The organism is Cetobacterium sp. 2G large (assembly GCF_014250655.1).
Classification (GTDB): Bacteria; Fusobacteriota; Fusobacteriia; order Fusobacteriales; family Fusobacteriaceae; genus Cetobacterium_A; species Cetobacterium_A somerae.
In genome coordinates this window covers 585,185-598,753 of record NZ_JACHTH010000007.1, presented here as the reverse complement: position 1 = coordinate 598,753, position 13,569 = coordinate 585,185, and the positions used below count along the sequence as shown (strand labels likewise).

General features: G+C 28.8%; 11 protein-coding genes and 3 tRNA genes. 9 read left to right on the top strand and 5 right to left on the bottom strand.

The genetic code is table 11. The annotated features are described in order from the left end of the window. Positions 1-11: 11 nt before the first annotated feature. The 3 genes from H5J23_RS13365 to H5J23_RS13355 form a co-directional block, all read right to left on the bottom strand. Positions 12-87, bottom strand: a tRNA-Thr gene (locus tag H5J23_RS13365). Positions 88-95: 8 nt separating this feature from the next. Further along, positions 96-180: transfer RNA gene (locus H5J23_RS13360), tRNA-Tyr, on the bottom strand. Between the two features lie 7 nt (positions 181-187). Then, positions 188-275 (bottom strand) — tRNA-Leu (locus H5J23_RS13355). A 156-nt stretch (positions 276-431) separates the two neighbouring features. Here H5J23_RS13355 and H5J23_RS13350 point away from each other — a divergent pair. Next, positions 432-1,205 carry a threonine/serine exporter family protein gene (locus H5J23_RS13350; RefSeq protein ID WP_023051904.1) on the top strand — a complete coding sequence of 258 codons (774 nt, stop codon included), beginning with the start codon at positions 432-434 and terminating at the stop codon, positions 1,203-1,205. Beyond that, the gene (locus H5J23_RS13345; protein ID WP_185892759.1) at positions 1,205-1,633 is read left to right on the top strand and encodes a threonine/serine exporter family protein; all 429 of its coding nucleotides are present in this window, start codon (positions 1,205-1,207) and stop codon (positions 1,631-1,633) included. Before H5J23_RS13350 ends, H5J23_RS13345 begins: the two co-directional genes overlap by 1 nt. On the opposite strand, the gene H5J23_RS13340 is transcribed toward H5J23_RS13345, so the two are convergent. Then, on the bottom strand, positions 1,589-3,034 hold the full coding sequence (locus H5J23_RS13340; protein WP_221892837.1) for a PLP-dependent aminotransferase family protein: 1,446 nt from the start codon (positions 3,032-3,034) through the stop codon (positions 1,589-1,591). The two genes, H5J23_RS13345 and H5J23_RS13340, sit on opposite strands and share 45 nt — an antisense overlap. Positions 3,035-3,192: 158 nt before the next feature. Between H5J23_RS13340 and H5J23_RS13335 the strand changes: the two genes are divergently transcribed. Further along, positions 3,193-4,602: an MATE family efflux transporter gene (locus H5J23_RS13335; RefSeq protein ID WP_185892757.1), complete on the top strand. Its 1,410-nt coding sequence runs from the start codon at positions 3,193-3,195 to the stop codon at positions 4,600-4,602. Beyond that, entirely contained in the window at positions 4,562-5,902 is a 1,341-nt protein-coding gene (locus H5J23_RS13330; protein WP_185892756.1) for an MATE family efflux transporter, read from the top strand. Before H5J23_RS13335 ends, H5J23_RS13330 begins: the two co-directional genes overlap by 41 nt. Before the next feature lie 34 nt (positions 5,903-5,936). Here the strand turns inward: H5J23_RS13330 and H5J23_RS13325 are convergent, their stop codons facing one another. Beyond that, positions 5,937-6,575, bottom strand: a complete 639-nt coding sequence (locus tag H5J23_RS13325) for a flavodoxin family protein (protein WP_023051909.1) — start codon at positions 6,573-6,575, stop codon at positions 5,937-5,939. Positions 6,576-6,693: 118 nt separating this feature from the next. On the opposite strand from H5J23_RS13325, the gene coaBC reads away from it, so the two are divergent. The 5 genes from coaBC (at position 6,694) to hydA (ending at position 13,553) form a co-directional block, all read left to right on the top strand. After that, entirely contained in the window at positions 6,694-7,878 is a 1,185-nt protein-coding gene (gene coaBC, locus H5J23_RS13320; protein ID WP_185892754.1) for a bifunctional phosphopantothenoylcysteine decarboxylase/phosphopantothenate--cysteine ligase CoaBC, read from the top strand. Positions 7,879-8,060: 182 nt separating this feature from the next. After that, positions 8,061-9,491: a TolC family protein gene (locus H5J23_RS13315; RefSeq protein WP_023051911.1), complete on the top strand. Its 1,431-nt coding sequence runs from the start codon at positions 8,061-8,063 to the stop codon at positions 9,489-9,491. Between the two features lies 1 nt (position 9,492). Then, complete coding sequence (locus H5J23_RS13310; RefSeq protein WP_185892752.1) at positions 9,493-10,656, top strand: HlyD family secretion protein; 1,164 nt, start codon at positions 9,493-9,495, stop codon at positions 10,654-10,656. A gap of 14 nt (positions 10,657-10,670) precedes the next feature. Then, on the top strand, positions 10,671-12,149 hold the full coding sequence (locus H5J23_RS13305) for a DHA2 family efflux MFS transporter permease subunit (protein ID WP_185892750.1): 1,479 nt from the start codon (positions 10,671-10,673) through the stop codon (positions 12,147-12,149). Positions 12,150-12,209: 60 nt separating this feature from the next. After that, the gene (gene hydA, locus H5J23_RS13300) at positions 12,210-13,553 is read left to right on the top strand and encodes a dihydropyrimidinase (RefSeq protein ID WP_185892748.1); all 1,344 of its coding nucleotides are present in this window, start codon (positions 12,210-12,212) and stop codon (positions 13,551-13,553) included. Positions 13,554-13,569: the final 16 nt, after the last annotated feature.

Here is a 13,569-nt window from a genome sequence, read left to right as displayed (position 1 = left end):
ATAACTTTTTATGGTGCCGCTTATCGGAGTCGAACCAATCACCTACTGATTACAAGTCAGTTGCTCTACCAGATGAGCTAAAGCGGCTTATAAAATGGTGGTGAGAGAAGGATTCGAACCTTCGAAGGCAGAGCCGTCAGATTTACAGTCTGATCCCTTTGGCCGCTCGGGAACCTCACCACTTGTATGGTGCCTGGGGCCGGAATCGAACCGGCACGCTATCAGATAGCTCAGGATTTTAAGTCCTGTGCGTCTACCTATTCCGCCACCCAGGCGTGATTGCTTTCGCTTTCAACAAATTAATAATACCATAATTTAAAGTTCATGTCAATAACTTTTTTTATTTTTTTTAATAATGTCTCTGTTGCTTTTTAGAAACTTTAATGCTACTATTAGATGTGTTTTAAATTTTTATAATTATAGGAGATTTTATGCCAAAAAAACAACTAATTACCGAACATCGTGTTCTTCAACTAGCGACTTTCGCCGGAAAAATAGTTCTTACTAGCGGAGGTGAAGTTTATAGAGTCGAGGATATTATTGCTCGAATCGGTCAACATTTTAATTTGAAAATTGACTGCTTTGCTACATTAACATGTATTATTGTTTCTGGAAAAAATATTGATGATGAAGTTGTTTCTTTAGTAGAAAGAATTAGTTCTCGATCTACAAATTTAGATAAAATTCATCAAGTTCATAAATTAATAAATGAAATCGAAAAATACTCTTTTTCAGAATTAAAAAAATCTTTAGAAGATATTAATAAAATATCCCCTTATGGTTTTGGTATGAATTTCATTGCCTCTGCACTAGGAGCCGCAAGCTTTGTTGTTTCTTTTAAAGGGGGACCAAACGATTTTGCTGCTGCTTTTGTTGCAGGATGTGGTGTCGCTTTATTTTCTTATATTATTTCAGGATTACAACTAAATAGCTTCTTTATAAATTTAATTTCTGGAGCAATTTGTGCCTTTGTTTCTAACTTATTTTATGTTAATGGAATAATTACAACACCATCTATAAGTATAATTTCTTCTTTGATGTTACTTGTTCCCGGAGTTGCTTTTATAAACTCTATCAGAGATATTATTGCTGGAGATTTAGTTTCTGGCACTTCAAGAGCTATGGAAGTTCTTATGATTGGTGGAGCGATAGCTATTGGAGCTGGATTAGTTACAAAACTTTTTTTTAATTTTGGAGGATTTTAATGTTTTTTATAGAAGTTATTTTTGCTTTTTTTATTACAATCAGTTTCGCTATTCTTTTCAATGTTAGAGGTAAACTTATTATTTATTCTGGAATCGGCGGTGCTATAAGCTGGCTTTTTTATTTACTTTTTACAAAAGAAGGCTATTCTTACTCTACATGCTATCTTTTGGCAACAGCTATAACTGCTTTTTATTCTGAGATTATGGCAAAAAAATTACAAACTACAGTTCCTACACTACTTATAGCAGCTCTAATTCCTATGGCTCCTGGTGGTGGAGTTTATTACACTATGCTATATCTAATTCAAAATAAATACCAAGATTCTATGCTAAAAGGTATGGAAACTTCAATAATTGCTGGTTCTATGGCTCTTGGAATAATTTTAGTAACTACATTTTTTAGAATTTTCCATCTTACAAAGAGATAATGTTTTTTCTAGTATCTCCAATCCTTTTTCTATTTCAAGTAGGGTTGGAGATATAAAACTTAGTCTAATTTTACAAACATCTCTCTTATCCTTATAAAATAAAGCTCCTGGCAAAAGAGCTACCCCTTCTTCTTTACATTTTAAATAAAATTTTTCACCATCTATATTATCTGAAAGTTTAACCCAAATAAAAAACCCTCCATTTGGTTTATGCATAACACTTAGTCCTTGAATTTTCTTTAACAACTTTAAGCATAGCTTTTGTTTTTTGCCAAATTCTTTTCTTAATAAAGATAAATGTTCATGTAATTTATTTTTAACTATAAATTTTTCTAAAATTTTTTGATTTATTCCAGAGGTTGTCGTATCTAACCCATATTTTATTAAAAGAACTCTCTGCATAAGATTTTCTGGTACTGTCATTATTGCCAATCCAATTCCAGGCATAAGTATCTTTGAATATGTTTTAACATAAATAACCTTCTCTTGTCCTAATTTATCCAAACTTTTTAAAGTTTTAGGTTTTGTTTCTGTATAATAAAAATCTGAAAAACTATCATCTTCAACTATATAAAATCCATATTTTTCAGCTAGTTGTAAAAGTTGTTCTCTCTTTTCCAAAGACCAAGTAACACCTGTAGGATTCTGAAAATTTATACACTCATATACAAAATCTATTTTTTCTTCTTTTAATATCTCTTCAAACTCTTTCAAATCCCAACCATCTTCTTTAATATCTAAAGATTTTATATTACACCATCCTTTAAATATATTTAAAGCGTTTGGGTAAGTTGGATCTGATAATACAACTGTTGGTTTTGTTTCTTTTGAAAAAAGTTTTATAACAATATCTAAAGCTTGTTGAGTTCCTGATGTTATTTGGATATTTTCCTTTTTTACAAAAATATCTTCTTTTTCAAACTCCTCTGAGAGTAAGTAGCGAAGACTATCTACTCCTTGAACATTTTGGTATTGAAAAATCTCTCCCCCATACTCTCGAATAACTTCATCAAAAAACATTTTATAATCTTCAATAGGAAAATATTTAGAGCTTGGAGTTCCATTCGAAAAGTTTATTCTTTCTATTATTTGATTTTGTCCATATTTAAAGCTTTCTATTAAAGGTATCTCTTTTTGTTCTATTTCAAATTCACAAATTTGTTCTACAAAACACCCTTTTCCAGAGATTTTTTTTATCAATCCTTTTTTCTCTAAAATATTATAACTTTGAATAACCGTATTTTGATTTATATCTAGTTTTATTGCAACTTGACGAATCGACGGTAACTTTGCTCCTGCTTTAATATCTCCTGATAAAATCTGCTTTTTTAGACACTGATAAATCTGTAGGTATAAGCTTTCTTTTGAATTTTTATCTATATAAATATTAATTTTAGACATATACACCCTCTTTATTTTATTTATCTAATTTTGAATATATAATACACCTATTTTCTTTGGATTCCAATTACTTATTTATATGTTAAAGAAAATTGATTTTCTTAATTTTTTAAGATATAATCATACTTATACTATATTTAAATAAACTGGGGGAATGAATGAAAGAAAAACACAAAGAAATGGGAGAGCAGCCCATCGGTCAACTGCTTTTAAAATTTTCACTTCCTGCTATGATTGGAATGTTTGTAAATGCTTTATACAATATAGTAGACAGAATTTATATTGGAAATATACCTGAAATTGGTCCGGTTGCTATTGCAGGTGTTGGAGTTGTTTTTCCAATAATGATAATCTCTCTTGGTTTCTGTCTTCTAATTGGATTAGGTGGCGCTACTAATATCTCTATTTCATTAGGAAGAAAACGAAAAGATTTAGCTGAAAAATTTTTAGGTAATGCTACTTCATTATCAATTATATTCGGTATCGTTTTAAGTTTTATAATAATTTTTACAATGGATCTATATATTGGAAAATTAGGAACAAGCCCTGTCACGGAACCATTTGCCAGAGATTACTTAACAATTGTCGCTCTTGGTTTTCCTTTTTTAATGGTTGGGTACGCTACTAATGCAGCCGTTAGATCTGATGGAAATCCTAAAATTTCTATGATTACTCTTTTACTTGGAGCAATCACAAATATCATTTTAGATCCTATCTTTATCTTTGGATTAAATTTAGGAGTTAAAGGTGCTGCACTTGCAACTATTATTTCTCAAATTGTTTCTGCAATTTGGACTGTTGGTTACTTCACATCAAAATTTAGCGGAATTAAACTCCATTTAAAAAACTTACTTCTTGAATGGGAGAAAGTTAAAGAAATTTTTATTATTGGAGCTGGACCATTTGTTTTACAATTAGGTTCTAGTGCTGTAAACTTTATATTAAATAGTAGTCTTATGAAGTATGGTGGAGATACTGCTGTTGGAGCAATGACCATTGTTAATGCAGTAAACACTTTCATTCTTATGCCTATCTTTGGTATAAATCAAGGAGTTCAACCTATTCTTGGATTTAACTATGGAGCAAGATTTTTTCACAGAGTTAGACAAGCTTTTATACTAGCTGTGAAAGGTGCTGTTACTATTTCTACTATTGGATTTTTAGCTATTCAATTTTTATCTAAATATTTTATAGTTATCTTTACTAGCAATCCTGAACTTCTAGATGCTGCATCAAAAGGTCTTAAAGTTTTTACTTTAATGTTTCCTTTTATAGGTTTCCAAATTATAGCAGCAGTTTATTTTCAGGCTATTGGAAAACCAAAAACTACTATGTTTTTAAGCTTATCAAGACAAGTTTTATTTTTAATCCCTATTGTTTTAATTTTTTCTAGAATCTGGGGAGTTCGTGGTGTATGGATGGCTGTGCCATCTGCAGATATATTATCTGTTATTGTTACTTTTATTATGACAAAAAAAGAGATGAAAAATCTTAAACTTTTAGAAAATGAAGAGGACTTGAGAAAAAATGTCAACGAAAATCAATCAACTAGAGAATCAACCAATTAATAAACTATTTTATAAATTTGCTATCCCAGCTTCAATTGGAATGCTTGTTAACTCCCTTTATGTAGTTGCTGACGGAGTTTTTATATCAAGAGGTATCGGAAGTATTGGAATTGCCGCTGTTAATATTGGATATCCTATAATTAACTTAACAGCTGCTCTAAGTCTTATGTTTGGAGCTGGAGGAGCTACTTTAATATCTTTAAAAAGTGATGACCAAGATTTTAAAAATAAAAGTTTTACATATACAATTATTTTAAATCTTATTTTTTATATTTTAATAGCTTCTGTTGTTTTCATGTTTCCCAATAAAATAATGAAATCTCTAGGAGCAACAGAACTTTTACTTCCCATGGTTAAAGATTATATGTATCCATGTATTGTAGCTACTTTCTTTTTGATGCTATCAATATCATTAAATGCTATTGTTAGAAATGATAATGCTCCTAGAAAAGCCATGAATTCACTTTTTATTGGAGCTATTACAAATATTGTTCTAGATTATATCTTCATATTTAAGTTAAAAATGGGGATTGAGGGTGGAGCTTATGCTACAGCTATTGGACAAGTTTTATCAGCAGTATACCTATGTATGCACTTTCCTAAATCAACTTTTAGATTATCCTTTGATATAAAAGATATCCAATGGAATTTAATGGGAAAAATTTGTTCTTTAGGCTTCTCATCTTTCATTTTAGAGTTTGCAGTTATGGTAATAACAATTCTTTTAAATATAACTCTTTCTAGAACAGAAGGACAAATAGGAGTTGCTGCTTACGGAATAATCTCTTATTCATTTGTTATCTATAGAATGTTATTTACAGGTTTAGCCCAAGGAATCCAACCATTAGTTAGCTTTAACTATGGACGTCGAAATTATAGAAGAGTTCTAGAAATTTTTAGATATGCTCATAAATTCTGTTTTATTGCTACTACAATAGCTTTAATTTTAATAAAATTCTTTGCTTTAGATGTTGTTAAAGTTTTTACACACGAATCTCATCTATTTGAGTATACAGCTAAAGGTTTATTTTTATACTCTAGTGCCATTATTTTTGTAGGAGCTAACTTTATGAATATCTCTTACTTACAAGCTATGGATAAAGCTTTTTTAGCTAATATAATATCAGTTTGTAGAGGTGTGGTATTTATGGGAATCGGAATTGTTATTTTACCAAAACTTCTTGGAGTTGATGGAATCTGGTTAACACTTCCATTTGCAGATGTATTAACATTTATTTTAACTCTTATAATCTTTAAAGTTCTAGGTATTAATAAAAATTTAAAAGCCTCAAGTATATAGAAAAACTCAGAGAATATCCTCTGAGTTTTTTATTTTATCTTATAAAGTGAGTGTATTTTTTATTTTCTTTTTCTGGTGGAATAATTGTATCTTTTGTATAATCAACCATCTTTAAAAGCCAAGCCATATTTTTTCCCAAAATTCTCATTATTTGTTTTCCTTCTTCATCTTGCTCAACCTCTCCAGGTCTTAATCCATGTATTACACTCCAATAATTTGTTGAAGGCATCAACATTTCTGAATAATTTAAATAATTATTTAACTGATCAAATGTTGGAACTCCTCCTGATCTTCTTACTGCAACAACTGATGCACCAACTTTATGTCTAAAAAGTCCTCCATTAACTGATGCTACATAAAATGCTCTATCTAAAAAAGCTTTCATAGTTGCTCCTAAAGAAGCAAAATGAACTGGCGATCCCAATAAAACACCATCTGCTTCTTTAATTTTTTGTATCCATTCATTTACAAAATTCTCTTCACTCATAACACACTTTTCATCTCTATTTTTAGCACACCCATTACAACCTATGCAACCTCTAATAGCCTTATTTCCCACATGAACTATCTCTAGTTCTATACCTTCTTTTTCTAGCTCTTCTCCTACCATCTTCAATGCAAAATATGTATTACCTTTTTCTCTTGGGCTTCCATTAAATGCAACAACCTTCATAAAAACCTCCTTTAATTTAATTATAATTTTAATTATATAACAAATTCTATTTTTTTTCAGCTTAAAATAGTATAATATATAAAAAAGATTCTAATTTTCTTTACTTAGGAGGATAAATATGAAAAATATTTTAATTGGAGTTACTGGTGGGATTGCCGCTTATAAGTCTGCTAATATAATCTCAATATTAAGAAAAAAAGGATATAACGTTAAAGTTATAATGACTGAAAGTGCCACTAAAATAATTACTCCTCAAACTTTAGAAACTCTTTCTAGAAATAGAGTTGTAACAGATATGTGGGAAAGAAATCATCAAATTGAAGTTGAACATATATCATTAGCAGAATGGGCTGATGCTTTTTTAATTGCTCCAGCAACTTATAATATTGTAGGAAAAGTAGCTAACGGAATTGCTGACGATATGCTATCTACTGTTATTTCAGCATGTAAAAAACCTACATACTTTGCTTTAGCAATGAATGTGAATATGTATGAGAATCCAATTTTAAAAGAAAATATACAAAAATTGGAAAAATTAGGTTATAAGTTTATAGAATCTGACGAAGGATTTTTAGCTTGTAATGTTAATGCTAAAGGAAGATTAAAAAATGAAAATGAAATAGTTGAAATTATAGAGAAAGATTTAACAACTCCTATTCCTAAACTATTAAAAGGAAAGAAAGTTATTATTACAGCAGGTAGAACTGAAGAACCTTTAGATCCTATAAGATATTTTTCAAATAGGTCTAGTGGACAAATGGGATATTCTTTAGCTAAAGTCGCTGTAGATTTAGGAGCTGATGTAACTTTAGTTTCTGGTCCTACAAATCTTGAAATTCCACATGGTCTAAAAGAGTTTATTAGAATAAGAAGTGCTATTGATATGTTTGATGCTGTCATGGAAAGATTTGATTCTCAAGATATCGGTATAGCTTGCGCTGCTGTTGCAGATTATAGACCTAAAAACTACTCCACTGAAAAAATTAAAAAATCTGACGGTGAATTAACAATAGTGTTAGAACGAAATCCTGATATTTTATTCAATATGGGAGAAAAAAAGAAAAACCAAATTTTAGTTGGATTTGCTGCAGAAACTGAAGACATTATCGAGAACGCAAAGAAAAAATTAATCAAGAAAAATTTAGATTTTATTGTTGCTAATAATGCTGAAAACATGCAAAAATCAACTAACAGCATACAAATTATAAAAAAATCTGGCGAAAATATTATTTATAAAGAACAACCAAAATCTGAAATTGCAAAACATATTTTTAATGAAATTTTAAAAGAAGTCAAAATGTAATCAAAAAAACAGGTAAAAAATTACCTGTTTTTCATTTTCTAATAAATTTTTGTAGGAAGTTTTAGATATTTTAAGAACAATTATAAAGTAGTATTAATATAAATACAATATAAATCTATAAAATCCTACTAAATTAATTTTTATTTTTTAATTTAGTAGATTTTTATCAGGAGTGAGGGATTATGAAATCTTATATTTTTTTTGTTATTTTGCCTTTTTTATTAACAGGTTGTTTTGGTACTCCTAAGGTTACGGAAACTCCTATTAAAACATTAATTACAGAAAACAAACCACAAAATAGCAACATTTTTTTTAAGTCACAACAATGGTGGCTTAGCACAAATAATCAGCAATTGATTTCTCTAATTGATGAGGTTTTAAAAACAAATAGTGAAATTAAAATAGCTAAACTAAACATTGAAAAAGCAATGTATACCTTAAATTCTACAAAAAACTCTAATCTTTCTAGCATAGATTTAGGAGGAAGTTGGAATAGAAATCATGTTTTAACATCTCATGTAAAAACAGACCTTCCTATAAAAGATATCAAAAATAGCGATACTATTGATATGGGCTCTTTGGCTATTCAAGGACAATATATCTTTGATATTTGGGGAAAATTTGATGCTCTACAAAATCAAGCTCAATATTCAAAATTAGCTACAGAACTTCAGAGTGAATGGAGTACTCTAACTCTTTCAACAACAGTTGCAAATCTTTATGGAAAATATATTTTACTTACAAAAGAAGAGAATATACTAAAGAAAAAATTTAATATTGCAAAAGAGGTCTTAAACTATCAAAATATTCTTTATCAAACTGGACTTGGAAATAAAGAAAGCATTTTAAACGCTGACAATAATGTTAACTCTTTAAATCAAAAAATTGCCGAAATTACTGTTCAAAAAACTACTTTAAAAAATAGTTTTTACTCTCTTGTTGGAAATATAAAATCTAAAAACATAGATAAAATTTTATCAAATATAGATTATAATACTCCTCAGTTTGATTATTTTTTAAATATTCCTGAATATATTGATTCGGATATAGTTATTAATAGACCTGATGTAAAATATTATTTGGCTTTAATTAACTCACAGAAAGAAAATTTAAAGTCTTTAAAAGCTGATTTCTATCCTAGATTTTCTATTACTGGAAAATATGAGTATCAAAATTTGAATATTCAAGATTTATTAAAAGCTCATAGTACATTATGGGAGTTTGGACCAAGTTTATATCTACCTCTATTTAATAGGAATTTACTTACTCAAAATTATAATATCGGTGGAGTTGATTTAAATATTTTTATAGAAAATTATAACAACAACTTAATTAAAGCCTACCAAGATATCAATAATAATCTCAATGCTTTAAAAACATCAAAAAGAAATAATGAATTAGAAGAAAAAAATTATAGCAATGTAAAATCTACTTATAACGATAATAATACCTTATATCAAATTGGTAGTATATCAAAACTTGAACTGTTGAATCAAAAGAATAATTTGCTTGATACTGAATTAAGCTATATTGAAAATAATTTTACACTATACACAAATCAAATTAACTTAATCGGATCCCTTGGTGGTTACTATAAAAATGAGGTGAAATAAATTGGATAATCAAACTACAAACCAAAATATCGTGACGGATGAAACTAAAAATAAAAATAGAAAAGATGCTAAAAAAAAGATGGGTATTTTTCTTTTAATTATACTCATTATTGGAGTTTTATATCTACTTTATTATTTCTTTTTCTTAAAAGGATATGAAGAAACTGAAAATGCTTATATTCATGGAAATCAAGTTTCTATAACAACGCAAGTTAGTGGTGTTATCAATGAAATTAACGTAGAGGATACTCAATCTATAGATGTTGGTACCCCTGTTATAAAATTAGATACTATTGATTATGAAATTGCTCTAAAAAACGCTGAAACAAAATTAGCAGATGCTGTTAGAAAATACTATACATTACAAAATAGTGTAAAGCTTAATGAAGATAGTGTTGCAATTGCTAAAGCTAACTTAACTCTTGCTGATAAAACTTTAAAAAGACAAACTATATCTAGTAGCACTGGTATAACAAGCAAAGAGAACTTTGATACAACTAATTTCAAATATATAGATAGTAAAAATAGTTACGAACAAAGTTTAACTAATTTAGAAAATAGTAAAATTCAAGCTTTTAGCAACGATATATATTCTCATCCTCTTGTTGCTGCTGCTATTGAAAATCTTAAAAATGCTTATTACAACTTAGAAAAAACTAAAATTTTCTCTCCAATTTCTGGAGTTATTGCTCAAAAGCAAGTTGAATTAGGACAACAAGTAAAAGCTGGACAAACACTTTTTACTGTTGTTGACTTAAACAAAACTTGGGTTAATGCAAATTTTAAAGAAACTCAACTTGGAGATATAAAACCTGGAAATTATGTTGAAATTGTTAGTGATTTAAATGGTAAAACTTACAAAGGAGTTGTTTCTGGAATATCTGCTGGATCTGGTAGTGCTTTTGCTTTAATTCCAACACAAAATGCCACTGGAAACTGGATTAAAATTGTTCAGAGAGTTCCCGTTAGAATTGATTTTGATCACGAAAGTTTAGAAAAGAATGGAATTTTACCAATTGGAACAAGCTTAACTGTCACAGTTAATACAAATAAAAATATTGATATTCCAAATCAATTTAAAGAACAAAAATCAGAACTTTACAAAATTGATGAAAATAAATTAAGTGTATTAATTGAAAAAATAGTTAAAGATAATAGCTTTTAAGGAGGTTCTGTATTATGAACTCATCAATTATTTTTGCTACAATTGCTCTAGCTATTGGTTCTTTTATGAATGTCCTCGATATGACTATTGTTAATGTTTCTCTAAGTCATATTGCAGGAGATTTTGCTGTAGCTCCTGATCAAGGTACATGGGTTATAACTTCTTACGCTGTAGCTGAAGCTATATTTTTACCTCTTATCGGGTGGTTAACTAAACGTTTAGGAATTATTAAACAATATTTAGGTGCAACACTACTTTTTACTTTAGCTAGTATGCTTTGTGGTATTAGTCCTTCCTATAGTTTTCTTTTAACTATGAGAATTTTACAAGGTGTTGTTGGAGCTAGTATGATTCCATTGTCTCAAACACTTATGTTACAACTATATCCTAAAGAAAAAAAGGGAATAGCTTTAGGAATTTGGTCTATGACCATCGTTATAGCTCCTGTTGTTGGTCCTGTTCTTGGAGGATGGGTTACTGATACTGCTTCTTGGAGATGGTGTTTTTATATAAATCTTCCTTTTGGTATTATATCTAGTTTAATTGTTTATTATATCTTTAAAAAAGATATTGCTAAAGAAAAAACTGTTAAAGAACCTGTTGATATCATTGGATTTATATTTTTGGCCATTGGTGTTGGATCTTTACAACTTATGTTAGATAAAGGAAACGATTTAGATTGGTTTTCTAATAATACTATTATTGGTCTTAGTATATCAGCTTTTGTTTTTTTAGTCCTCTTAGTCATTTGGGAATGGCATCATGAATCTCCTGTGGTTAACGTAAGATTATTTTTAAATAGAAACTTCTGTGTTGGATCTTTCTCTTTGATGTTTTCTGTCCTAGCTTACTTCAGTGGTGTTGTTGCCATACCTCTTTGGTTACAAAACTATATGGGATATACAGCTTTTATTAGCGGAAAGTCCACTTGTACTTTAGGTATAGCTATTTTAATGGTAGCTCCAATATTAGGTAAAAAAATAGACCATCTAGATTCTAGAAAGGTTGCTGCTCTTGGATTTTTTCTATTAGGTATTTCAACATTTTTAACATCTAATTATTCTCCTCAAATAACTCCAGCTTATGTTGGACTAACTAGATTTTTCAATGGTTTTGGTGTAGGAATTTTCTTCATAGCTTTAAATACACTAACGCTTTCAAACATTAGTAATGAAAATTTAGCTAGCGCATCTGGAATTTATAATTTTATGAGAAATATTGGAAGTAGTTTAGGGACCTCATTAGTTATTCCTGCATGGAATCATACAATGGCTTTTCACCATACCATGATGGCTTCTGGTATAACAACAGCAAACCCTAATATTAATAGTGCTATAAGTACTTCTGCTCAATCACTAGCATTAATAAATCAGCAAGTTGTTGTTCAATCTTCGATTATGGGGATTAATGATGTTTTAATTGGAAGTGGAGTTATATCTCTTTTATTGATACCATTTCTTTTTCTCGCCAAATCAACAAAACCAGTTACATAGTTTGGAATAAAAATTGCTTATTAATTATAGTAAGCAATTTTTTTATTGGAGGTTTTAAGTATGCAAATTTTATTAAAAAATGGTTTTATTCTAACTGAAAACGGATTAAGTAAATCTGATATCCTTGTTGAAAATGAAAAAATTAAAGATATTGGTAATATTTCTTTAGAAAATTTTAATGGATTAATTTATGATTATTCTAATAAATTTATTATTCCCGGTGGAATTGATGTACATACTCATTTTAATATTGATGTTGGTGTAAATTCTGTTGATGATTTTTATTCTGGAGGTCTTGCTGCTATTTATGGCGGAACTACAACTATTGTTGATCATCCTGGTTTTGGCCCTAATAAATGTCCATTAGATTTTCAAATAAAAAATTATATGGAGTTTGCTAAAATTTGTCCAGTTGATTACTCTTTTCATGGGGTTCTTCAACATGTTCCTAATGATATAGAGGAGCAGATGTTAAATTTAAAAAATAAAGGAATTACGAGCTTTAAACTTTATATGACATATACATACTTGATGGATGATTATGAAATTTTAAAAATATTTGAAATAGCCAAAAAATTAAATATTATTATCTGCGTTCATGCTGAAAATCATGGAATAATTGAATTTCTAAAAGAAAAATATAAAAAACAAGGATTAACAAGTCCAATTTATCATAGTAAATCGAGACCTGATTATAGTGAAAGTGAAGCAGTTTATAGACTTTTAACTTTAGCAAAAATAACCTCTTTTGAAAAATTATATTTTGTTCATATATCCTGTAAAAAATCTTTAGATATTTTGAAAGATTTTAAAGATAACGGAATGAATTTTTTTGTTGAAACATGTCCTCAATATCTTATTCTTACTGAAGATTATTATCTTAAAAATAACGGTGAAAACTATATTTTAAGTCCTCCTCTTAGAAATAAAGAGGATAATATTGCTATTCAAAACTATATAAACTTAGGTTATATTGATGTCGTTGCTACGGATCATTGTACTTTTTCACTTAAAGATAAAGCTTTAGGAAAAGAAAATTTCTTAATCTGTCCAAATGGAATTCCAGGAGTACAAGAAAGAGTTCCAATCATGTTTTCCGAATTCTTAAAAGGAAATATCTCTGCTAAAAACTTTTTAAATACTTGCTCATTAAATCCTGCCAAAATTTTCGGTCTATATCCTCAAAAAGGAACTATTGAAATTGGAAGTGATGCTGATCTAGTTGTGCTTTCTTTAGAAAACTTTAAGTTTACCTCTCCCATTTCAAAAGCTAGTTATAGCGCATTTGAAAGTTATAACTCCCTAGTAAAAGTTCACTCTACCTTTATTAGAGGAAACTTAATACTTGAAAATGGAAACTTAAAAAATAAAACTTTTAAAGGAATTTTTCTAAAAAGAAAATAGGAAAAGGAGAGAAATA

Bases quoted from the DNA above. Each gene is read 5' to 3' on its own strand.
- H5J23_RS13350 (WP_023051904.1), top strand. From the start codon at position 432: ATGCCAAAAAAACAACTAATTACCGAACATCGTGTTCTTCAACTAGCG.
- H5J23_RS13345 (WP_185892759.1), top strand. From the start codon at position 1,205: ATGTTTTTTATAGAAGTTATTTTTGCTTTTTTTATTACAATCAGTTTC.
- H5J23_RS13340 (WP_221892837.1), bottom strand. From the start codon at position 3,034: ATGTCTAAAATTAATATTTATATAGATAAAAATTCAAAAGAAAGCTTA.
- H5J23_RS13335 (WP_185892757.1), top strand. From the start codon at position 3,193: ATGAAAGAAAAACACAAAGAAATGGGAGAGCAGCCCATCGGTCAACTG.
- H5J23_RS13330 (WP_185892756.1), top strand. From the start codon at position 4,562: ATGTCAACGAAAATCAATCAACTAGAGAATCAACCAATTAATAAACTA.
- H5J23_RS13325 (WP_023051909.1), bottom strand. From the start codon at position 6,575: ATGAAGGTTGTTGCATTTAATGGAAGCCCAAGAGAAAAAGGTAATACA.
- coaBC (WP_185892754.1), top strand. From the start codon at position 6,694: ATGAAAAATATTTTAATTGGAGTTACTGGTGGGATTGCCGCTTATAAG.
- H5J23_RS13315 (WP_023051911.1), top strand. From the start codon at position 8,061: ATGAAATCTTATATTTTTTTTGTTATTTTGCCTTTTTTATTAACAGGT.
- H5J23_RS13305 (WP_185892750.1), top strand. From the start codon at position 10,671: ATGAACTCATCAATTATTTTTGCTACAATTGCTCTAGCTATTGGTTCT.
- hydA (WP_185892748.1), top strand. From the start codon at position 12,210: ATGCAAATTTTATTAAAAAATGGTTTTATTCTAACTGAAAACGGATTA.